Source organism: Tsukamurella sp. 1534, from assembly GCF_000312385.1.
Classification (GTDB): Bacteria; Actinomycetota; Actinomycetes; order Mycobacteriales; family Mycobacteriaceae; genus Tsukamurella.
In genome coordinates this window covers 265,361-285,500 of the sequence record NZ_HE997626.1, presented here as the reverse complement: position 1 = coordinate 285,500, position 20,140 = coordinate 265,361, and the positions used below count along the sequence as shown (strand labels likewise).

Annotated in this window: 24 protein-coding genes, 1 tRNA gene and 1 riboswitch; of the genes, 16 read left to right on the top strand and 9 right to left on the bottom strand. The window is 71.0% G+C overall.

Translation table 11 applies throughout. From position 1 onward, the window contains the following. Positions 1-27: 27 nt before the first annotated feature. Positions 28-348 carry a hypothetical protein gene (locus tag BN39_RS01420; protein WP_019200569.1) on the top strand — a complete coding sequence of 107 codons (321 nt, stop codon included), beginning with the start codon at positions 28-30 and terminating at the stop codon, positions 346-348. 55 nt (positions 349-403) lie between these two features. Here the strand turns inward: BN39_RS01420 and BN39_RS01415 are convergent, their stop codons facing one another. Next, positions 404-718 carry a multidrug efflux SMR transporter gene (locus tag BN39_RS01415; protein WP_019200568.1) on the bottom strand — a complete coding sequence of 105 codons (315 nt, stop codon included), beginning with the start codon at positions 716-718 and terminating at the stop codon, positions 404-406. A 19-nt stretch (positions 719-737) separates the two neighbouring features. Beyond that, positions 738-803: riboswitch (guanidine-III (ykkC-III) riboswitch) on the bottom strand. A 175-nt stretch (positions 804-978) separates the two neighbouring features. Between BN39_RS01415 and BN39_RS01410 the strand changes: the two genes are divergently transcribed. Further along, entirely contained in the window at positions 979-1,947 is a 969-nt protein-coding gene (locus BN39_RS01410) for a mechanosensitive ion channel family protein (RefSeq protein ID WP_019200567.1), read from the top strand. A 64-nt stretch (positions 1,948-2,011) separates the two neighbouring features. Further along, positions 2,012-2,575: a dihydrofolate reductase family protein gene (locus BN39_RS01405; protein WP_019200566.1), complete on the top strand. Its 564-nt coding sequence runs from the start codon at positions 2,012-2,014 to the stop codon at positions 2,573-2,575. 513 nt (positions 2,576-3,088) lie between these two features. On the opposite strand, the gene BN39_RS01400 is transcribed toward BN39_RS01405, so the two are convergent. Next, positions 3,089-3,162 (bottom strand) — tRNA-Leu (locus tag BN39_RS01400). A 237-nt stretch (positions 3,163-3,399) separates the two neighbouring features. Here BN39_RS01400 and BN39_RS01395 point away from each other — a divergent pair. The 3 genes from BN39_RS01395 (at position 3,400) to BN39_RS01385 (ending at position 5,215) form a co-directional block, all read left to right on the top strand. Beyond that, entirely contained in the window at positions 3,400-3,606 is a 207-nt protein-coding gene (locus tag BN39_RS01395) for an HTH domain-containing protein (protein ID WP_019200564.1), read from the top strand. 12 nt (positions 3,607-3,618) lie between these two features. After that, the gene (locus tag BN39_RS01390; protein ID WP_019200563.1) at positions 3,619-4,158 is read left to right on the top strand and encodes a Clp protease N-terminal domain-containing protein; all 540 of its coding nucleotides are present in this window, start codon (positions 3,619-3,621) and stop codon (positions 4,156-4,158) included. 127 nt (positions 4,159-4,285) lie between these two features. Next, positions 4,286-5,215, top strand: a complete 930-nt coding sequence (locus tag BN39_RS01385) for a Bax inhibitor-1/YccA family protein (RefSeq protein ID WP_019200562.1) — start codon at positions 4,286-4,288, stop codon at positions 5,213-5,215. Positions 5,216-5,297: 82 nt separating this feature from the next. Here BN39_RS01385 and BN39_RS01380 read toward each other — a convergent pair whose 3' ends face one another. Together BN39_RS01380 and BN39_RS01375 are read right to left on the bottom strand one after the other, a co-directional pair. Then, positions 5,298-6,566, bottom strand: coding sequence for a serine/threonine-protein kinase (locus tag BN39_RS01380; RefSeq protein WP_148281388.1), 1,269 nt, complete (start codon positions 6,564-6,566; stop codon positions 5,298-5,300). A 59-nt stretch (positions 6,567-6,625) separates the two neighbouring features. Then, positions 6,626-7,567 carry an SGNH/GDSL hydrolase family protein gene (locus BN39_RS01375; protein ID WP_019200560.1) on the bottom strand — a complete coding sequence of 314 codons (942 nt, stop codon included), beginning with the start codon at positions 7,565-7,567 and terminating at the stop codon, positions 6,626-6,628. A 125-nt stretch (positions 7,568-7,692) separates the two neighbouring features. On the opposite strand from BN39_RS01375, the gene BN39_RS01370 reads away from it, so the two are divergent. From BN39_RS01370 to BN39_RS21980, 3 genes are all read left to right on the top strand, one after another. After that, the gene (locus BN39_RS01370; protein ID WP_019200559.1) at positions 7,693-9,075 is read left to right on the top strand and encodes a cystathionine beta-synthase; all 1,383 of its coding nucleotides are present in this window, start codon (positions 7,693-7,695) and stop codon (positions 9,073-9,075) included. Positions 9,076-9,088: 13 nt separating this feature from the next. Then, positions 9,089-10,261: a cystathionine gamma-synthase gene (locus BN39_RS01365; protein WP_019200558.1), complete on the top strand. Its 1,173-nt coding sequence runs from the start codon at positions 9,089-9,091 to the stop codon at positions 10,259-10,261. A 258-nt stretch (positions 10,262-10,519) separates the two neighbouring features. Continuing rightward, positions 10,520-11,581, top strand: a complete 1,062-nt coding sequence (locus BN39_RS21980) for a polysaccharide deacetylase family protein (protein WP_159103218.1) — start codon at positions 10,520-10,522, stop codon at positions 11,579-11,581. 75 nt (positions 11,582-11,656) lie between these two features. Here BN39_RS21980 and greA read toward each other — a convergent pair whose 3' ends face one another. From greA to BN39_RS01345, 3 genes are all read right to left on the bottom strand, one after another. Next, positions 11,657-12,151, bottom strand: a complete 495-nt coding sequence (greA, locus tag BN39_RS01355; RefSeq protein WP_019200556.1) for a transcription elongation factor GreA — start codon at positions 12,149-12,151, stop codon at positions 11,657-11,659. A 164-nt stretch (positions 12,152-12,315) separates the two neighbouring features. Beyond that, positions 12,316-13,083 carry a queuosine precursor transporter gene (locus BN39_RS01350; RefSeq protein WP_040765732.1) on the bottom strand — a complete coding sequence of 256 codons (768 nt, stop codon included), beginning with the start codon at positions 13,081-13,083 and terminating at the stop codon, positions 12,316-12,318. Beyond that, positions 13,080-13,508: a DUF4307 domain-containing protein gene (locus tag BN39_RS01345; RefSeq protein ID WP_040766335.1), complete on the bottom strand. Its 429-nt coding sequence runs from the start codon at positions 13,506-13,508 to the stop codon at positions 13,080-13,082. Before BN39_RS01345 ends, BN39_RS01350 begins: the two co-directional genes overlap by 4 nt. Before the next feature lie 62 nt (positions 13,509-13,570). Between BN39_RS01345 and mca the strand changes: the two genes are divergently transcribed. Next, entirely contained in the window at positions 13,571-14,437 is an 867-nt protein-coding gene (mca, locus tag BN39_RS01340) for a mycothiol conjugate amidase Mca (RefSeq protein ID WP_019200553.1), read from the top strand. Continuing rightward, a complete protein-coding gene (locus BN39_RS01335; RefSeq protein ID WP_019200552.1) occupies positions 14,437-14,754 on the top strand; it encodes a hypothetical protein in 318 nt (105 codons plus the stop codon). The genes mca and BN39_RS01335 overlap by 1 nt, the downstream gene beginning before the upstream one ends. A 27-nt stretch (positions 14,755-14,781) precedes the next feature. Here BN39_RS01335 and BN39_RS01330 read toward each other — a convergent pair whose 3' ends face one another. Continuing rightward, positions 14,782-15,417 carry a response regulator transcription factor gene (locus BN39_RS01330; RefSeq protein WP_019200551.1) on the bottom strand — a complete coding sequence of 212 codons (636 nt, stop codon included), beginning with the start codon at positions 15,415-15,417 and terminating at the stop codon, positions 14,782-14,784. A 215-nt stretch (positions 15,418-15,632) separates the two neighbouring features. Between BN39_RS01330 and BN39_RS01325 the strand changes: the two genes are divergently transcribed. The 3 genes from BN39_RS01325 (at position 15,633) to BN39_RS01315 (ending at position 16,599) form a co-directional block, all read left to right on the top strand. Further along, positions 15,633-15,914, top strand: a complete 282-nt coding sequence (locus BN39_RS01325; RefSeq protein ID WP_019200550.1) for a GlsB/YeaQ/YmgE family stress response membrane protein — start codon at positions 15,633-15,635, stop codon at positions 15,912-15,914. A gap of 47 nt (positions 15,915-15,961) precedes the next feature. Next, on the top strand, positions 15,962-16,159 hold the full coding sequence (locus BN39_RS01320; RefSeq protein ID WP_019200549.1) for a CsbD family protein: 198 nt from the start codon (positions 15,962-15,964) through the stop codon (positions 16,157-16,159). A 194-nt stretch (positions 16,160-16,353) separates the two neighbouring features. After that, positions 16,354-16,599, top strand: coding sequence for a hypothetical protein (locus tag BN39_RS01315; protein ID WP_148281385.1), 246 nt, complete (start codon positions 16,354-16,356; stop codon positions 16,597-16,599). 49 nt (positions 16,600-16,648) lie between these two features. Here BN39_RS01315 and BN39_RS01310 read toward each other — a convergent pair whose 3' ends face one another. Then, on the bottom strand, positions 16,649-17,518 hold the full coding sequence (locus tag BN39_RS01310; protein WP_019200546.1) for an AraC family transcriptional regulator: 870 nt from the start codon (positions 17,516-17,518) through the stop codon (positions 16,649-16,651). Positions 17,519-17,591: 73 nt separating this feature from the next. On the opposite strand from BN39_RS01310, the gene BN39_RS01305 reads away from it, so the two are divergent. Both BN39_RS01305 and BN39_RS01300 read left to right on the top strand, forming a co-directional pair. Then, complete coding sequence (locus BN39_RS01305; RefSeq protein ID WP_040765730.1) at positions 17,592-18,005, top strand: nuclear transport factor 2 family protein; 414 nt, start codon at positions 17,592-17,594, stop codon at positions 18,003-18,005. Between the two features lie 61 nt (positions 18,006-18,066). Beyond that, positions 18,067-20,040: a thioredoxin domain-containing protein gene (locus BN39_RS01300; RefSeq protein ID WP_019200544.1), complete on the top strand. Its 1,974-nt coding sequence runs from the start codon at positions 18,067-18,069 to the stop codon at positions 20,038-20,040. Positions 20,041-20,140: the final 100 nt, after the last annotated feature.

The window sequence follows — 20,140 nt, the reverse complement described above, 5'->3', positions numbered from 1 at the left end:
GCAGGTTTCGCGGCTTACCGTGATGGGGTGACCCAGGCGAAGGGAGCGGACATGCAGAACGTGACCGGTGCGACCGATCTCGAGGAGAGCGTGATCGTGGTGCTCGACGGCACCGCGGCGACAGCCGAGATGGTCGGGGAGATGACCCGCGCGGGTACCAGGGTCACGGCGGTGGGCAGCTCCTTCCGCGATGTGGTGGCGGTGCTCAGCGGCGACGTCTACGTGATGGTCGCGGACCTCGCCGACCCCGAGCAGTGGGACACCGCGGTGCTGCGCGCCGAGCGGCGCAACGGCCCCGTCGGGCGGGTGCTGGACCCGGCGGGCGTGCTCGCCGCGCGCGCGGCCTGACGGGCTCCGCTCCGGCTCCCGTGCGGGCGCTCCGGTCCTGGCCGCCCGGGCGGTCTCAGTGGGCCAGCTTGAGGCCGATCACGCCGCCCACGATCGCCATGATGCACACGACCTTCACCAGCGACGCGGACTCCTGTCCGGTGGCCATCGCATAGATCACCGTGAGTGTGGCGCCGATGCCCACCCACACGGCGTACGACGTGCCGACGGGCAGTTCCCGCATCGCGTAGGCCAGGCCGGCCATGCTGGCGACGAGCGCGATGCCGAACACCACCGACGGAGTGAGCTTCGAGAATCCCTCGGACCTGCCGAGTGCGGTGGCCCAAACGGCTTCGAGCACACCGGAGATGACGAGAACGATCCATGCCATGATGCGAACCTCCTTGACGTTCGCACCGTCTTGTCGCTGACCGGGTACGGTGCGCCTCGTCCGGATGTCCTGTCGACGGCTTCGAGGGTACCCGACCCGCGTGCGATGGCAACTCCGCTCGTGGGGTGGATCGTCGCGACTTGACGACACCGAATGCCCCGCACCCGGATCGCGCTGTGCCCAGCGGCATCCCGTCAAGCGCGCGACAGCCACCGTTGTCGGAACTTGCGTGATCGAGCAGTCTCAGTACCGTCGGGGCCATGTCGGATCTAGCACTGCAGCTCAGCGAGAACGGTCGGCAGTGGCTGATCCACACGCCCCTCGAGATCGGCATGTACGTGCTGCTCGCGGTCGCGTTGCGGTTCGTGCTGCACAAGGCGATCGACCGCCTCGTGCGTGGCAACCGCCGCGAGGGGCCGCCGAAGCAGCGCCGGTTCGGGCTCGGATCGCTCGGGGGCGGCAAGCTGGCCGCCGTCCGCCGCCGCGACGAGGACCCGGCGCGGGCCGAGCGGAACCGGGAGAGCCGGGCGAGGCGGGCCCAGCGGGCCGAGACCATCGGCTCGGTGCTCAAATCGGCCGTGTCGTTCCTGGTGCTGATCTGGGTGGTCATCCAGTCGCTGGCGATCATGGGCGTGAACGTGGCGCCGCTCATCGCGTCGGCAGGCGTGGTGGGCGTCGCCCTCGGCTTCGGTGCGCAGAACCTGGTGCGGGACTTCATCTCCGGCATCTTCATGCTGATCGAGGACCAGTACGGTGTGGGCGATGTGGTGGACGTGGGCGACGTGACGGGCACCGTCGAGACCGTGGGCATGCGGATCACCACCATCCGCGACGTGCAGGGCACGCTCTGGTACGTGCGCAACGGCGAGATCGTGCGGGTGGCCAACTTCAGCCAGGACTACGCGGTGGCGTTCCTGCAGCTCCCCATCTCGTACACCGCCGACGTGGATCTCGCCTGCCGGGTGGCGGAGGACGCCGCCGTCGAGGCCGTGGGTGACGAGCCGCTGTCCGGGTACGTGCTGGGGCCGCCCGAGATGCTCGGCGTGGACGGGGCGACCGCCGACCGGGTGAGCCTGCGTCTCACCGTGCGGGTGCGGGCGAACCAGCAGTGGGCGGTCGAGCGCGAGCTGCGCCGCCGCATCCTGCGGGCCTTCGACGACAACGGCATCGCCCCGCCGTACCGCACGGGAATTCCGGTGTCGCTGACGCCGAACAGCACCGCGGAGTGAGGGTGCGGCGTTACCGTCGAGGGGTCGGCTGAAACGGCCGGCGTGCCGGCGGAGCGGAGGCGCCATGCGCAAGGTCACCTTCTCGATGGGGATGACGGCCGACGGGTACATCGTGGGCCCCGACGGCGAATTCGACTGGTCCGTTCCGGCGCCCGACGTGTTCCGGTTCGCCTGGGACGAGGTGCGCGCGCTCGGCGTGCACCTCATGGGGCGGAAGCTCTACGAGACGATGCGGTACTGGGAGACCGTCGATCCCGCAGCGCTCGACCCGGACGAGCGGGGGTTCGCCGCATCGTGGAACCCGCTACCCAAGGTCGTGTTCTCCCGCACGCTGACCGAGGTCGATGGGAGCGCCGCCCGCCTTGCGACCGGTGGGCTGGCGGAGGAGATCGCGCGGCTTCGCGCGGAGCCGGGGGAGGGGGACATCGGGATCGGAGGCGCGACCCTCGCCGCCGAGGCCGCGCGCCTCGGGCTCATCGACGAGTACCGGATCCGGACCCATCCCTTCCTCCTGGGCGGCGGCCTCCCGCTGTTCCCGCACGACGGACGGCAGGAGAAGCTCGAGGTCCTCGACACGCGCGCCTTCCCCTCGGGCGTCACGTTCACCCACTATCGAGTGGTCCGGTAGAACCGCCCCGACGGTCCGCCCGCCCGTCGGTCCGCCGACCGCTCGGCTTCCCGCGACAGCGCGCCGTTCCCGCGATCACCATGGCGATCGCGGGAAGGAACGACGATCGCGGGAGGTCGCGCGGGAGCAGGCATTGATCGCGGGAGGAGCAGATGATCGCGGGAGCGTGAATCACGGGTCTGATCGAGGTCCGGATAAGACGCTATTGATGCCGTGCTAAAATAACGACAAGTCTACCGCGAATCTGTAAATACGCGTGTTGCACTAGAGGCCGGGGTGTGGTTACAGGCACCGCCGGCCTTGTCCATATCTCGGGCCGCGAAGCCCGCTACTTCTCCAGCACGCGGACCTCGGAATTGTGCCACTGTGGAAGGTGGAGCCGGAAGGGATCCGTGCACCACCGAGGAGCACCCATGGCCACCCCTGAAGCGGAACTCGTCGCGCACCGTCGGAAATGGCCCTGGATCGTCGGCGCCGTCGTCGTGGGCCTGCTGATCTTCGGCATGACCTGAGTGCCCCCAGTCGGACTCGAACCGACACTGCGCGGATTTTAAGTCCGCCGCCTCTGCCAATTGGGCTATGGGGGCGCGAGGACAGCATGCCAGGTCGCCGGGCGGCCGGCTCGATCGATCAAGCCCTCGCGGCGCACCGGAGGTGTGCGGGCCGCGCGATCGCGCATGCCTCCTCGCGCACCGAACCGGCCGGGTGGATCGAGTGCACCAGCCCTTCGCCAACGACTTCTCGGTGCCGATGCGGGAGACGGTGCGAACGGAATCTGTCAATCGCGGTTGACACCCTCCATGGTGTCAACGTAGATTGACAGCGTGAGCTCACCACCCACCCTCGTCGGATCGGCGGCATCGGAGGACCCCTCGGAGGGGCTGCGGGCCGTCGTCGCACTGCGGAAACTCGCCGATCAGCTGGAGGCGGTCCAAGTGGCCAACGCCCGCAGTCTCGGTTGGTCCTGGCAGGACATCGCGGAACGCCTCGACGTCTCGCGCCAGGCGGTGCACAAGAAGTACGGAAAATGAAAGGAGCCAGTCGTGTTCGAGAGATTCACCAAGAGCGCCCGGGTCGCGGTCGTCATCGCCCAGGAGGAGGCGCGCGACGCCGGCGCCGAGCGCATCACCCCCGTCCACCTCATGCTCGGCGTGCTCGACAGCGCCGACGGGGCGCTGAAGGCGGAGCTCGCCGACATCGGGCTGACCGCCGACGCGGTCCGGGAGTCGTCCGCCGGCCGCGTGCTCACCGACAGCGACGCCGACGCGCTCCAGGGCATCGGGATCGACGTGTCCGCGGTCGCCGACGCGGTCTCCGACCGTTTCGGGTTCGACATCCGCCGGCCCATTCGCAAACGGTTCCAGACCGGCAACATCGCGTTCGGCCCCGGCGCCAAGAAGACGCTCAAGCTCGCGCTCCGCGAGGCCGTGCACCGCAAGGACCGCAGCATCGGGGCCGAGCACGTCCTGCTCGGGGTGATCCGCAGCGACGATCCGGACGCCCTCGCGGCGATCGCGGCGGTCATCGAGAAAGAGCAGCTCAGGGGTCGTCTTTACGGGCTGCTGGATAGTACGGCCGCCTAATCGTGGTGCTCCGCCTCGCGGCACGGGTAAGCTTTTCGTAAAGGGGTTCGGCCGATTCGGGAACGCACCGGCGGGCGAGTTCGTTGTACAGAGTGTTAGTGCACATGACGAGTGAAAGGACACCTCGGTGCGCGAGAGCAGCAACCCGATCTTCCGTAACCTGAAGGGCGGAAACGGGCAGGCGGGTGCGCCGCAGGGCTACCCGCAGGCCACCTTCCCGCAGCAGGGTCAGCAGGCCGGCTACTCCCACGGTCCCGGCGGCTTCGAGCGGACCGCCAACTTCGGCATGGGCGCGGCCGCCGCGGGCCAGGGCATGCAGTTCCAGCAGCAGCCCCAGGCCCCCTACCAGCAGGACGCCGGCACCCGGCCGATGACCATCGACGACGTGGTCACCAAGACCGCGTCGACGCTCGGCGTGCTCATCCTGTTCGCGATCGGCTCGTACTTCCTGGCCAGCTCCAACCCGGGCCTGGCCGCCCCGCTCGCGATCGTGGGCGCCATCGGCGGCCTCGTGCTGGTGCTCATCGCCAGCTTCGGCCGCAAGAGCGACAACCCGGCCATCGTGCTCTCCTACGCAGGCTTCGAGGGCCTCTTCGTGGGCGCGATCTCGTTCGTGTTCGCGAACTTCATGGTCAGCGGCGTCAGCGCGGGCGCGCTCATCTCGCAGGCCGTTCTCGGCACGATCGGTGTGTTCATCGGCATGCTCGTGGTCTACAAGACCGGCGCCATCCGCGTGACGCCGCGCTTCACCCGCATGCTGGTCGGCGCCATGATCGGCGTGCTGGTGCTCGCGATCGGCAACATGGTGATCGGCATGTTCACCGGCAGCGTGGGGGTGCTCCGCGACGGCGGCCCGATCGCCATCATCTTCTCGCTCGTCTGCATCGCCATCGCGGCGTTCAGCTTCCTGCTCGACTTCGACCAGGCCGACCAGCTGATCCGCGCCGGCGCACCGTCGAAGGCGGCATGGGGCGTGGCCCTCGGCCTGACCGTCACCCTGGTGTGGCTCTACGTCGAGATCCTGCGCCTGCTGAGCTACTTCTACAGCAGCGACTAGCAGTGCACCGCCGGCACCCGCCGGCACGACCTCGAGGCCCCCTCCGGAATCGCCCGGAGGGGGCCTCGTCGTATCGGCGTGGTCATCCGAGCCACACGTCGACTTCGCCGCCCGGTGCCCGAACGCCCGGCTCGGGCGACTGCCCGACCACCACACCCGACCCGGTGCCCGCCTGCACCCGCAGCGAGAGGTCCGCCTCCGCCGCCCGCTCGGCGGCCTCCTCGGGCAGCAGGCCCCGGAGGTCGGGCACCGTCGGGCCCGCCGGAACGGGGGCGGCGCTCGACGGTGCGCCCGCTCCGCCCGACGTCGCCGTCCGGGACTCGGGCGGGGCGGCGACCGCGAGACCGACGAGCGCGGCGCCCGCCGCCGCGCACACCGCGCCGGCCAGAGCGAGGCGACGGCCCCGCCGGGAACGACGGACCGGAGCCGTGCGCTGCACCGGCTTTCGCGCCGTCGCGGCGGGGGAGGCGCCGACGGTGCGGGGGACCGGGCGCGGGGGTGTCGCCGGACGAGGCGCCAGCGCGCGCACCAGATCGGCGACCAGCGCGCCCGACGACGGGTAGCGCGCGGCGGGGTCCGCCGCGAGCCCGCGGTGCAACACCGCGGCGGTCCGCGGCGGCAGCGTGCGCGGCAGCGGCGGGATCGCCTCGGCCAGCTGCGCGGCGAGCACCGCGGTGCGGGCGCCCCGGAACGGCGGCGCGCCGGTGAGCAGTGTGTGCGCGGTGGCGGCGAGGCTGTACTGGTCCGAGCGGTGATCGCATCCCTCCGCCGTGAGCACCTCCGGCGCCGCGTAGCCGACCGTGCCCACCGTCATCCCGAACGCGGTGATCCCCGCGGGCCGGTCGATCGTCTTGGCGATCCCGAAATCGGCCACCTTCACCTGCGCGATGCTGTGCCCGTCGCCCACCAGGAGCACGTTGTCCGGCTTCACGTCCCGGTGCACCACGCGGTGCCGCGTCCACGCGTAGTCCAGCGCGGACGCCACCGCGCGGAGCACGGTGAGGGCGACCGCGGGCGGCAGCGGCCCGCGGCGGGAGATCTCGCCGGCGGAGACTCCGGCCACGTACTCCATCGCGATCCACGGGCGCCCGTCCGCTTCACCGCGGTCGTAGACCTCGACGATGTTCGGGTGCGTGAGCCGCGCGAGGATGCCGGCCTCCTGATGGAACCGGGCGAGCGTCTCCGGCGTCGACGGGGCGGGCTGCGCGCGCAGCACCTTCACCGCGTCGAGCCGGGGGAGCCGCGGGTGGCGGGCGAGGTACACCTCGCCCATCCCGCCGGAACCGAGGCGGCGGACGACGGTGTACCCGCCGATCCGCGGCAGGACGGTGGTCGGTGGGTCGGTACGCACGGCCACGATGCTGCTCGGCGCCCGTCACCGCGCGGTGGCGGCGCCGTCCCGGCCGGGTCTCAGCCCGGATGCGGATGTCCCTCGCCGGTGCGGTGCTCGGCCCGGCGCAGGCGCCCCGTGAGGCTGCGGGCGTCCGCCGCCTCGGACACCTCCGGCGGCTGCGGCAGCGGCCCGTGCCACTCGCCGAGCACCGCGAGCACCTCGGGCAGCAGCAGGCGCGCGGCCAACTCGTAGCCCGCCGCCGACGGATGGAAGTGGTCCGGCGAGAACATGGTCTCCGGTGCCTGCAGGAACTCCGGGGTCAGCGTGTCCGCGAACGGCACCGGATGCCCGCCCGCCGCCAGCACGTGCGCCCGCTGCCGCGCCGCCAGCTGCAGGCCGTAGCTGCGGATCACCGACCGCAACGGCTGCGGGATCGCCTGCACCACACCGATGTCCGGGCAGGTTCCCACCACCACCTCGGCACCCGCATCGCGCAACTGCCGGACCGCGGCGCCCAGGCGCCGCGCCGACGGCTCGATGCCGTTCAGCGCCGTCACGTCGTTGGCGCCCACGATGATCACCGCCACATCGGGCACGTGGCCCGCGATGAACGTCGCCTCGATCTGCCCCGCCAGGCCCCGCGATGTGGCCCCGACGATCGCCTTCACCGCCAACTGCACGGTGCGGCCCGTCTCGGCGACCACGCCCCGCGCGATGAGAACGCCGGGCGTGTGCTCGGCATCGTCGACCCCGAGACCCGCGGCCGTCGAGTCCCCGAACACCATGATCTTCACGTCGGCCGGGTGCGCCGGCCCGGGTCGCGCCACCTCCGTCGTGCCGGGGGAGTAGACGCCGTCCTTCGACGGTGCCTTGTCGGTGCGGTGGGGGATGACGGTGCGGGCGGTGCGCGCCTGCCGGTTCAGCAGGGTGTAGGCGCCCCAGGTGGCCCCGGCGCCGCCGACGGCGGCGGCCGATGTGTACAACGCGTCGCGGGTGAGCCTGCTTCGGGAGTACCCCATGCACCCAATCTAAGGGGCGCGGACCGATCCGTGTGTGCGGCGCGGCGGGGCGCGGCACGCTCCGCGGGCGGCGGAGAGCGGATCCGGCCGCGCGGTGCGGGAACGCCTTCTGGGACGATGGGAGCATGCGTATCGCAGGACACGTCAGCGAGTTGATCGGCGACACCCCACTGGTTCGGCTGAACTCCGTGGTCGCCCCCGGATCCGGCCTGGTCGCGGCCAAGCTCGAATACCTCAACCCCGGCGGGTCCAGCAAGGACCGGATCGCGGTGAAGATGATCGACGCCGCGGAGGAGTCGGGCGAGCTGAAGCCCGGCGGCACCATCGTCGAGCCCACGTCGGGCAACACGGGCGTGGGCCTCGCGATCGTCGCGCAGCAGCGCGGCTACAAATGCGTCTTCGTGTGCCCGGACAAGGTGAGCGAGGACAAGCGCAACGTGCTCAAGGCGTACGGCGCCGAGGTCGTCGTGTGCCCGACCGCCGTCGCGCCCGAGCACCCGGACTCGTACTACAACGTCTCCGACCGGCTCACCCGCGAGATCCCGGGCGCGTGGAAGCCGAACCAGTACTCCAACCCCAACGGCCCCGCGTCGCACTACGAGACCACCGGTCCCGAGATCTGGCGCGACACCGAGGGGAAGATCACCCACTTCGTGGCGGGCGTGGGCACCGGCGGCACCATCACCGGCACCGGCCGGTACCTCAAGGAGGTCTCCGGCGGCGCGGTGAAGGTGATCGGCGCCGACCCCGAGGGCTCCGTGTACTCCGGCGGCACCGGCAGGCCGTACCTCGTGGAGGGCGTGGGCGAGGACTTCTGGCCCACCGCCTACGACCCCGACGTGCCGGACGAGATCATCGCCGTCTCCGACGCCGACTCCTTCGAGATGACCCGCCGCCTCGCCCGCGAGGAGGGACTGCTCGTCGGCGGCTCGTGCGGCATGGCCGTCGTCGCCGCGCTCCGCGTCGCCGAGCGCGACCCCGACGCCGTGGTCGTCGTGCTCCTGCCCGACGGGGGCCGCGGCTACCTGTCGAAGATCTTCAACGACAAGTGGATGTCGAGCTACGGCTTCCTGCGCGCTCCGCTGGATCCCAAGGAGCAGGAGTCGCTCGTGGGCGACATCCTGCGCGGCAAGAAGGGCGAGCTGCCCGACCTGGTGCACACGCACCCGTCGGAGACGATCCGCGACGCCATCGAGATCCTCGCCGAGTACAACGTCTCCCAGATGCCGGTCGTGGGCGCCGAGCCCCCGATCATGGCGGGCGAGGTGGCCGGGGCCGTCACCGAGCGCGAGCTGCTCTCGGCGGTCTTCGAGGGCCGGGCGAACCTCGCCGATCCGGTCAGCAAGCACATGGGCCCCGCGTTCCCGCTCATCGGCGCGGGCGAGCCGATCTCGGCCGCCAACACCGCTCTGCGCGAGTCCGACGCCCTCATGGTGATCGACGACGGCAAGCCCGTCGGCGTCATCACCCGGCACGACGTGCTGAACTTCCTCTCCCACGGCAAGTAGAAAGGGCCGCACCATGAGCGAGCAGAAGAGCGCGATCGACAAGCATGCGGCGCAGGGCTTCTCGACCCGCGCGATCCACGCGGGCTACGAACCCGATCCGCTGACCGGCGCGGTCAACGTGCCCATCTACGCCAGCTCGACGTTCGCGCAGGACGGCGTGGGCGGCATGCGCGGCGGCTTCGAGTACGCCCGCACCGGCAACCCCACTCGGCGCGCCTACGAGGCCAACCTCGCCGCGATCGAGGAGGGCACTTTCGGCCGCGGCTTCGCCTCCGGCATGGCCGCCACCGACACCCTGCTTCGCGCCACCCTGCGCCCCGGCGACCACCTCGTGATCCCCGACGACGCCTACGGCGGCACGTTCCGCCTCATCGACAAGGTGTTCTCGCAGTGGGGGATCGAGCACACCCCGGCCGCCGTGAACGACGTGGACGCCGTGCGCGCCGCGATCCGCCCGAACACCAAGCTGGTGTGGATCGAGACGCCCACCAACCCGCTGCTCAACATCGGCGACATCGAAGCCCTGGCCGAGGTCGCGCACGCCGGCGGCGCGAAGCTGGTGGTGGACAACACCTTCGCCAGCCCCTACCTGCAGACCCCGCTCGCCCTGGGCGCCGACGTGGTGCTGCACTCGGTCACCAAGTACTTGGGCGGGCACAGCGACACGGTGGGCGGGGCCCTCGTCACGAACGACGAGCAGCTCGACACCGATTTCGCGTTCCTGCAGAACGGCGCGGGCGCGGTGCCCGGCCCGTTCGACGTCTACCTCACCCTGCGCGGCATCAAGACGCTCGGTGTGCGGATGGACCGGCACTGCGACAACGCCGAGCGTGTGGTCGAGTTCCTGCAGGGCCGCCCGGAGGTGTCGACGGTGCTGTACCCGGGCCTGGAGGGGCACCCGAACCACGCCGTCGCGGGCAAGCAGATGAAGCGCTTCGGCGGCATGGTGTCCGTGCGCCTAGCCGGAGGCCGGGAGGCGGCGCAGCGGCTGTGCGCCCGCACCGAGGTGTTCACCCTGGCCGAGTCGCTCGGCGGCATCGAATCGCTCATCGAGCACCCCGCGGCCATGACGCACGCGTCTACCGCCGGCTCGCAGCTCGAGGTCCCCGAGGATCTCGTCCGGCTGTCCGTGGGTATCGAGGACATCGGCGACATCCTCGCCGACCTGGAGAACGCCCTGGGCTGATCCTCCCCAGCTGTACGCGGCACCGCAGGCCACTCGGCCCGCGGTGCCGTTGTCGTTTCCGGGCCGGAGCGGCTCGCGAATCTTCGCTGCAGCGGCCGGTCGCGGCCATAGTGGCCGCGAGGCCGCTCAGCAGTGCATTTTCGCGGGGCGCGGCGTAACGACTCGGTCACTATCACGCCTCACGACTTCCGATATGAGGAATCTGAGACTAGTGTGGCGCATGTTGTAGAAAATGACACAAGTGGCTGGAGTGAGTTCTTGAGGCCGAATCAGAGCCGGAAGGTCCGCAATTACGCGGTCATGGGCAGTGCGGTGGTGGTCGCCGGTGCGGTGGCGGCCGCATGCACACTGGGCGGTTCGTCCTCCAACGACGCGGGATCGAGCCTCACCTTCGATCCGTTGCCGTCGTCGGCCCCGTCGGGCGCGTCCGCCGCGCCCAGCGCAGGGGTCAACCCGGGCAAGCTCCCCAACGGGCAGCCCGCGGCCACGCCCGCCCCGCCCGCGCCGCCGACCATGACGGTCGTGGTGCCCCCGCCGAACGCGCCGAAACCCGCCGCCGGCGCGCCGACGGTGCCCGCCGGCCCCGCCGCGCCGCCCACCCCGGCGGCGGGTGGCGCACCGTCGAACGGTGGTGGTCAGCAGGACGGCGCACCGTCGAACGAGCGGCCCGCACCGAGCAGCTCCGCCGCCCCGTCGCAGGTCAGTAAGCCCGTCATGCTGGCCGACGGCACCGTCGACTGCGCCAAGAGCAAGTGCGTCGCCCTCACCTTCTCGGGCGGCCCCGGCCCCGCGACGCGGCAGTTCCTGCAGACCCTCGACGCCCACGACGCACACGGCACGTTCTTCGTGACCGGCGCGCAGGTGAACCTGAACCCGGACATCATGACCGCGATCGCGGGCACCGGGAACGAGGTGGGCAACGGCACCTGGACGCAGCCCGACATGACGACGCTGTCCGATGCCGAGGGCACGGACCAACTGCAGCGGACCAACGAGGCCATCAGGAACTCGGTGGGCACCACGCCCACGCTGTTCCGGCCGATGGGCGGGCACACCTCGCCGGCGGTGGTGGACGCGGGCAAGAGGCTCGGGCTGAGCCAGATCCTCTGGGATCTCGACTCCCGCGACTACGCCTACCAGGGCGATCCCGACGGGCTGACCAAGGTCCTGCTGCAGGCGAAGCCGGGCCAGATCGTCATGCTGCACGACACCTTCGAGGCGTCCGCCACCGCCCTGGACCGCACCCTCACCGAGCTGGAGAAGCAGGGCTACGCGTTCGTCACCGTCAGCCAGCTGCTGCGGTCGCGCTCCGCGGGGTAGAGCCGCCCGATACGCGAACGGCCGGCCACGATGCACATCGTGGCCGGCCGTTCGCGTTCGATCAGGTCATGCTGATCAGGAGTGGTAGGGCTCCGCGCTCACCAGGGTCACCTTGATGGTGGCACCGCTGGGGATCGTGTACTCGCGGGTCTCGCCGACCTTCGCGTCGATCAGCGCCGCGCCGAGCGGCGAGCTGGGCGAGTAGACCTCGAGGCCGCCGTCCTGGGCGCCCTCCTCGCGGGTGGCGATGAGGAAGGTCTCGGTGTCCTTCTCGTCGCCGTCGTAGTACACCTTCACCACGGAGCCGGGAAGTGCCACACCGGACTGGGTGGGCGCCTCGCCGACCTTCGCGTTGTTGAGCAGCTCCTGCAGCTGGCGGATCCGCGCCTCCTGCTGGCCCTGCTCCTCACGTGCCGCGTGGTAGCCGCCGTTCTCCTTGAGGTCGCCCTCTTCGCGGCGCTCGTTGATCTCGGCGGCGATGACGGGGCGGTTGGCGATCAACGCGTCCAACTCGTGCTTGAGGCGCTCGTGCGACTCGGGGGTCAGCCACGTCACCTGAGTGTCCGTCATGTCACTTCCGTTCGTCGTAGTGGTTCAGGGCCCGCCTGCGCGCCGACGGGGCGCGAGCGGGCCGGCCCCGGGCTGGCCGGGGCCCGTAAATGCAGCAATACACGGTTCCCCGCGGAACCGTGTATCAGCTCATGATAGCACGATACCGGCCCCGAAGCCCGAGTTCACGCCGCCAGGAGCGCCTGCTGGTACGTCGGCTCGTGGCGTTTGAGGAAGGCGCACAGCGCGTAGCTGAGCGGCATGATCACGATCTCGACGAGCGTCTTCCACACGAACCCGAGGATCAGGTAGTTCAGGAACTGGCCGGGGCTGGTGAAGCCCAGGGCGGGCGCGGCGATCGAGCAGAACACCAGGGTGTCGAAGAACTCGCCGACCACCGTCGAGCCCAGTAGTCGCGACCACAGGTGCTTCTCGCCCGTCCACTCCTTCATCTTCACCAGGACGAACGAGTTCATCAGTTCGCCCACGAGGTAGCCGGCGAGGCCGGCGATGAGGAACCGGGGCACCACGCCCGCGACGGTCTTGAAGGCCTCGTCGTTGGGCCAGCCCGGCGCCGCGGGTAGCAGCGTGGTCACCCAGAAGCACAGCGCGGCGAGCGCGAGGATCGCGAATCCCGTGGCGATCACGCGGCGCATGGCGCGGAAGCCGTAGACCTCGGAGATCACGTCGCCGAGGACGTAGGCGAGGGGGAACAGGTAGAAGGCGCCGTCGGTGGCGATCCCGTCGACCTGCAGGCCGAGGATGTTCAGGTGCAGGTCCGGGGCGAACAGTACGGCCTTGGTGCCGGTGATGTTCGAGATGATCATGACGCCGACGAAGAGGCCGACGAGCATGGGGAAGTAGGGACTGGAGATCGTGGCGAACGCCGGCGCGCGCTTGCGGGCCGGCCGCCCAGACTTCGGTTCGGTTCCGGGTGTGTTGTCAGTGCTCACGAACGGTCAAGGTACGCGGGTACGTCCGTTCCGCAACCGAACACGTCCCCCACGGCCGGCGGTTCGGTGGTGCGCACCTCGCTGGTCGCCACCACCACGGGCTCGCTCGACGGGGCGACGTAGAACTCCCGGCGGCCGATCTCGTTACCGGCCTTGTCCTTGGCGTACACGATGCAGCTGACCGGCTGCGACGGGTCGTTGCGGGTCACCGTGACCTGCACTTCCACCGTCGTGTCGGAGACGATCTGATAGCCCGCGGTCTCGCCCTTGACGGGCTGGCGCGCGAACTTGTCGTAGCCCAGCCAGGCGATCCCGAGGCCCGCGATCACCACGACGACGAGGCCGATGATGAACAGCCGCCTCGTGCGGGCGGGATCCTGTTCGTCCGGATACCGGTCGGACGGTCGGACGGGGGCGGTCGACATGACCTCCATGGAAGCACACCCGCCGCAGCGGACCGTCGGACGATCGTGGAAGACTGGCGGGCATGACCGGATACCGGCTTCTTGCCGTTCATGCACACCCGGACGACGAGTCGAGCAAGGGTGCCGCCACCATGGCGCGGTACGCGGCCGAGGGCGACGACGTGCTGGTCGCGACGTTCACCGGCGGCGAAGCGGGGGACATCCTGAACCCCGCGATGGACGTCCCGGGCGTCAAGGACCGCCTGCCCGAGGTGCGCCGCGAGGAGATGGCCAAGGCCGCGGCGATCCTCGGCGTCGAGCACCGCTGGCTGGGCTTCGTCGACTCGGGCCTCCCCGAGGGGGACCCGCTGCCCCCACTGCCCGAGGGCAGTTTCGCGACGCTGCCCGTCGAGGTGCCCACCGAGGTGCTGGTGCGGCTCATCCGCGAGTTCCGTCCGCACGTGATGATCACGTACGACGAGAACGGCGGCTACCCGCATCCGGACCACATCATGACCCACACGGTGTCGATGGCCGCGTACGAGGCCGCCGCGGATCCGGAGCAGTACCCCGACGCCGGTGAGCCCTGGCAGATCTCGAAGGTCTACTACAGCCACGGCTTCCTCCGCGGGAAGTTCCAGTCGTTCGCCGACGAGTTCGAGAAGAACGGCCTGCCGAACCCGTACGACGAGTGGCTGGCCCGCTGGAAGGACGAGAAGAACGACATGATGGCCCGCGTCACGACGCAGGTCGAGTGCGGCAAGTACTTCCCCGTCCGGGACGACGCGCTGCGCGCGCACGCCACCCAGATCGACCCCAACGGCCCGTTCTTCGCGGTCCCGATGGAGTGGCAGCAGCGGCTGTGGCCCACCGAGGAGTACGAACTGGCCAAGACGAACGTCAGCACCCGGATGCCCGAGACCGAGCTGTTCAGCGGGATCGAGCTGTGATGGGCGGACTCGTCCACCTCGCCGCGGAGGTCTCGTTCCTCGCCGAGCCCAAGCCCAAGGGCCCGGAGTTCGGCAAGGCCACGCCGCTCGGCCTGTTCGTGATCGTGGCGCTGCTCGCGGTCACCTTCCTGCTCATCCGGTCGATGAACAAGCACGTCAAGAACCTGCCGGAGTCCTTCGACGACGAGCAGCCCGGCGAGGGCGACGAGGCCGGGGGCACCGACCACGCCGGCATCGAGTCGCCCGACGGTGCGCCCTCGTCCGGCCGGGACGCCGACGGGCCGGACGGGCCCGGCGGGGAACCGCCACGCCCCTGACCCCCGTGGCAGGCCCCTCCGGCCTCGTCAGTCCGTGAATCTGCCTCGGTCCGGGACGAATCCGTGGTCCACGCCCCACAGCACGGCCTGGGACCGGGTGCTCACGCCGATCCGCCGGTAGCACGAGCGGATGTACGTCTTCACCGAATTGATGGACAGGCCGGCGTGTTCGGCCACCTCGACGTTGCTCAGACCCTGCGTGATGAGCGCCAGGACCTCCGACTCGCGCTGCGTGAGTCCCTCCTCCCGCCCGGGCCAATCGCCCGCCACCACCCGGCTCGCGCGCCCGTCGAGGTGCACGGCCTGCTCGCCACGGTGGATCGACCGAAGGGCGGACACGAGCTCGGACGCGGGCAACCCCTTGGCGATGTACCCGTGGGCGCCGTTGCCGAGGGCCGCGTCGATCAGGCTGCGGTGGAGGTTCCACGAGTACACGACGACCTTGGAGACGGACGCGTTCCGGGAGAGCCTGCGCACCTCGGCGGCGTCGCCCTGCGGGTTCGCGTAGGAGTCGTAGAGCGCGATGTCGACGGATTCGCGCACCGCGGCGTTGACCGCCATCTCGACCACCCGGATGTGCTCCTCGTAGGCGCGGAGCATCGCCGCCACTCCCTGGACCACGACTTCGTAATCGTCGACGATCGCCACCTTGATCGGGTTCACCGACGCAGTGTACCGAGTGTGGGCTTCACCCTTACGGGTGAAGACAGCGCGGTGGGTGATCGTGATAGGAATTGCAGGCGGGTCCGGGGCGGCACGGAAACGACGTTTTCGATACGCCGATTCCCGGGCGCCGACCGCGACAACGGAATAGCGGGAGCGTGCGCCGGAGAAATGCTTCGATGCGTGCGTCCTGACCGACGAAAGGCTCGAAAAGAATGACCTTGTCACTGAGCATCCTCGGATGGATCGTCATCGGAGGCATCGCGGGTTGGGGCGCATCGAAGCTGATGAACACCGATGCGCAGCAGGGGATCGTCCTCAACATCGTGGTCGGTGTGGTGGGCGGACTCCTGGGCGGCTTCGTCCTGCAGCTGGTCGGCGTGGACGTCGCCGGTGGCGGCTGGTTGTTCAGCTTCCTCACCTGCCTCACCGGCGCCTGCGTCCTGTTGTTCCTCGTCGGTCTCGTCACCGGCCGTCGCGGTCCCCGCCGCGGATAGACGCCGCCCGTGCCGCGGGCGGAAACCATGAGACACAGGAGGTTCGAATGGGTATCAGCGACAAGTTCGAGAACAAGGCGGAGGACCTGAAGGGCCGCGCCAAGGAGGCGACGGGCGCCGCCACCGGCGACGACGACCTCAAGAACGAGGGCAAGAGCGACCAGGCGACGTCGGCCGTCAAGCAGAAGGTCGAGGACGTCAAGGACAAGGCCAACGAGGTGATCGGGAAGGTCACCGGCGACTGACCGTCGCCGCACGACTCGGGCTCCCGCAGCCGTCCGGGCGCATTCCGCGCGACGACGCTGCGGGAGCCCCGCGTTTCCGGGCCCCACGCCCGGCGAAAAGGGAGAGGAAGGAATTATTGGCGGAAGGCGGAACCGGTGGAATGGAACTGCTCCTCATCGCCGACCCTGGACTCGCCACGCAGAGAATGAATGCGATGGCCGACGATCTGGCGGCCGGCGTGAAGAACGAATTCGGGGAATCGTCGCCCGTGTCGACCCGCACGCGATTGGTCCGATTGTCACAGGATTACGCACTCGACACCCGTGCCGCGCGCTCGTTGGAACGCGAATTCCCGGGAATGGACACGACGGTGCTCATCACCGAGATGCCGCGGCGCACCCGCGGCAGACCGCTCCTCACCGAGGAGGACGAGGACCGGCGCGAGTCCGCCGAGGTGTGAGGCCCGGTGACCGACCTGATCGACGCCGACCTGCGGACGGCGCTGTGCCTCACGTTCCTGGCCGTCGCGTCCTGGCTGCTGGCGCGGCGGACGTGACGGCCCACGCGACGTCGTCCACCGCCATCCACGCGCCGTCGGCCACCGTCGACGGGGTCACGCCGCTGAACGCCACCACGTCCCGATGGAGATGGGACTGGTCCGCGTAGCCGGCTTCGGCCGCCACCGCCGCCGCCCGCCTCCCGGTGGCCAGACGGTGCGCCGCGTGGTCGAAGCGGATCAGCCCCGCGGCGCGTTTCGGGGCGATCCCGGTCTGCGCCCGGAACCGGGTCCACAGGCGCTTGCGGCTCCACCCGACATCGGCGGCCAGCGCATCGATCCGGGCCCGGCCGCGGGTGCGGACCAGCAGGTCCCAGGCCCGGACGACCTCGGGATCCAGGGCTCGCCCGCCCTCCGCGCGGGCGAGGAGCAGCTCCTCCGCCAGGGAGAAACGTTCCTCCCAGGACGGCGTCTCGTTGAGACGGTGCCGGATCCGCCGCGCGTCGCGGCCCCACAGGTCGTCGAGCGAGGCCAGGTCGTTCCCCAGCTCGGCGGGGGAGACGCCCAGCACGGCGCGGGCGACGACCGGGGACAGCCGGACCTGGATGCACTCGATGCCCGTGCCCCGCACGCGGACGGCTCCGTGCAGGAACCCCAGCGCGACGTCCCCGCGCCGCTGCCTGCCGCTGACGGTGTCCACGACGCGCGGACCGTCGCCCAGGGCCAGCGCGACCGAGACGGCCGGGTGCGGGACGACGCGCACGTCGACCGGCGCCGTGCCCGCGGTGCGGAAGCCGGCCATGCGGATGCGCGGCGGCCGGCCGGGGCCGGCCCGCCGGACGACCTCCCAGCCGGCGATCGGTCCGTGCACCATCGGGCCCATGCCGCCAGGCTAGCCCCTCCGACCCGCGACATTCGTTCAGTACTCCGCGGCACCCGCGGGGCAGGCTGGCACCATGACCGACACCCTCATCCCCCGTGTCATGCACGCGCTCACCACCGGCGACGACGACCAGATCCGCGCGGTGTTCACCCCGGACGCCGAGTGGCTCTCGCCCGCCGGCAACGCCGTCGCCACCGCGCTCGGCGCGCCCCACCACATGGTCGGGGTGGACGCCATCGCGCGGTTCTTCGGCACCGACTTCCCCCGCCTGTTCCCGGAAGGGCTCGACCCCGTCGTCACCGGCGCGCACGGCGACGGCACGAGCGCGACCCTGGAGGCGACGGTGCGGGGGAGGCTGCCCGGCGGCCGGCTGTACGACGTCGACTACTGCTTCGTCTTCGACGTGCGCGGCGACCGGGTCCACCGCGTCCGCGAGTACGCCGACACCGCCCGCGGACACCGCCTGATCGGCGACCTCACGGCGTGACGGCCCGCCGCGCCCGGCCGGAGCCGCGCCGACGGTCGGTGCCCGCACCTACGCTGGTGGGGTGACCAACCAGCTCGCACAGGCCACCAGCCCCTACCTGCGGCAGCACGCCGACAACCCCGTCCACTGGCGGGAGTGGTCGGACGTGGCCCTCGCCGAGGCCCGCGAGCGGGACGTGCCGATCCTGCTCTCCATCGGCTACGCCGCGTGCCACTGGTGCCACGTCATGGCGCACGGGTCCTTCGAGGACGAGGCCACGGCGCGGCTCATGAACGAAGGCTTCGTCTGCATCAAGGTGGACCGTGAGGAGCGCCCGGACCTGGACGCGATCTACATGAACGCCACCGTCGCCATGACGGGCCAGGGCGGCTGGCCCATGACGTGCTTCCTCACCCCGTCGGGGCGTCCGTTCTACTGCGGCACCTACTACCCGCCGCAGCCGCGGGGCGGGCAGCCGAGTTTCACGCAGCTGCTCACCGCCGTCGGCGAGACGTGGCGCGAACGCCGGGACGAGGTGGACCGGGTCTCGGAGAAGGTGGCCGACCACCTGCGGCAGGCGGCGGCGGGCCTTCCCGACGGTGCGCCCGCCTCCCGGCAGGACCTCGCCGCCTCCGTGCAGGCGATCTGCGCCGACGAGGACCCGTCGGGCGGGTTCGGGCGCGCCCCGAAGTTCCCGCCGTCCGCCACCGCCGAGGCCCTGCTGCGGCATCACGAGCGCACGGGAGACCCGACGGCCTACGGGGTGGCGGCGCGGTGCGCGGAGGCGATGGCCCGCGGAGGCATCTACGACCAGCTCGGCGGCGGCTTCGCGCGGTACGCGGTGGACGCAGACTGGGTGGTTCCGCACTTCGAGAAGATGCTCTACGACAACGCGCTCCTGCTGCGGTTCTACGCCCACTTCGGGCGGCGCACCGGCTCCCCGCTGGCGCTGCGGGTCGCGGAGGAGACCGCCGATTTCCTGCTCCGCGACCTCGGCGTGGACGGCGGCGGCCTCGCGTCGTCGCTGGACGCCGACACCGTGGTCGACGGGCACTCCGTGGAGGGCGCCACCTACGTGTGGACCCCGGGGCAGCTCGCCGAGGTGCTCGGCGACGCCGACGGTGCCTGGGCGGCAGAGGTTTTCGCGGTCTCGGAGCGTGGCACCTTCGAGCACGGCACGTCCACGCTGCAGCTGCGGGGCGAGCCCGATCCGGTGCGCCTGGCCGACGTCCGGCAGCGGCTGTTCGCGGAGCGTGCGCGCCGCCCGCAGCCCGCGCTCGACGCGAAGGTGGTGTCCGTCTGGAACGGGCTGGCGATCACCGCGCTCGCCGAGGCGGGCCGGACTGACGCCGCCGAGGCGTGCGCGCGCTACCTGCTGGACCGGCACTGGAACGGAGACCGGTTGCGGCGCAGCTCTCTCGGTGGCCGGGCGGGCGACGCGCCGGGCATGCTCGAGGATTACGCCGCGGTCGTCACCGGCCTGCTCGCGCTCGCGCAGCGCACCGGCGACACCGCCTGGTCCGATTCCGCCGCAACGATTCTCGACGCCGCGATCGGCCGGTTCTCCGACCCCGCGGGGGAGGGGAGCTGGTTCGACGCCCCCGCCGACGGGGAACAGTTGCTCACCCGTCCGCGTGATCCCGCGGACGGCGCGACCCCGTCGGGCGCGAGCCTGATGGCCGAGGCGTTGACGTACGCCGAGTTGCTGCTCGGGGAGCGCTACGCGGCGCTCGCCGCGGCCACCCGTGCGCGCTCGGGCGAGCTGATCCGGCGGGTCCCGCGCGGCGCGGGGCACCACCTCGCCGTCGCGGAACAGGCCGCCGCCGGGCTGCAGATCGCCGTCGCCGACGGTGCCGGGGCCGCCGCGCTGCTCGCGGAGGCCCGGCGCCTGGCACCGGGCGGCGCGGTCGTCGTCGCCGGGGAGAAGGACTCGCACCCCCTGCTGGAGGGGCGGGGCCCCGTCGACGGCAGGGCCGCGGCGTACGTGTGTCGCGGCGCCGTGTGCTCCCTGCCCGTGACCGACGGTGAGAGCCTCGCCACAGAAATCGCAGGGTAAGGCTGTGCTATGTTCATAGGCGTGGGTATGACCGCGCGTTCGTATTGGCGCTTTACCGAGGCTCCGGGTGGGGCCGTCGGCGAAGCGCGCATGCGCGGAT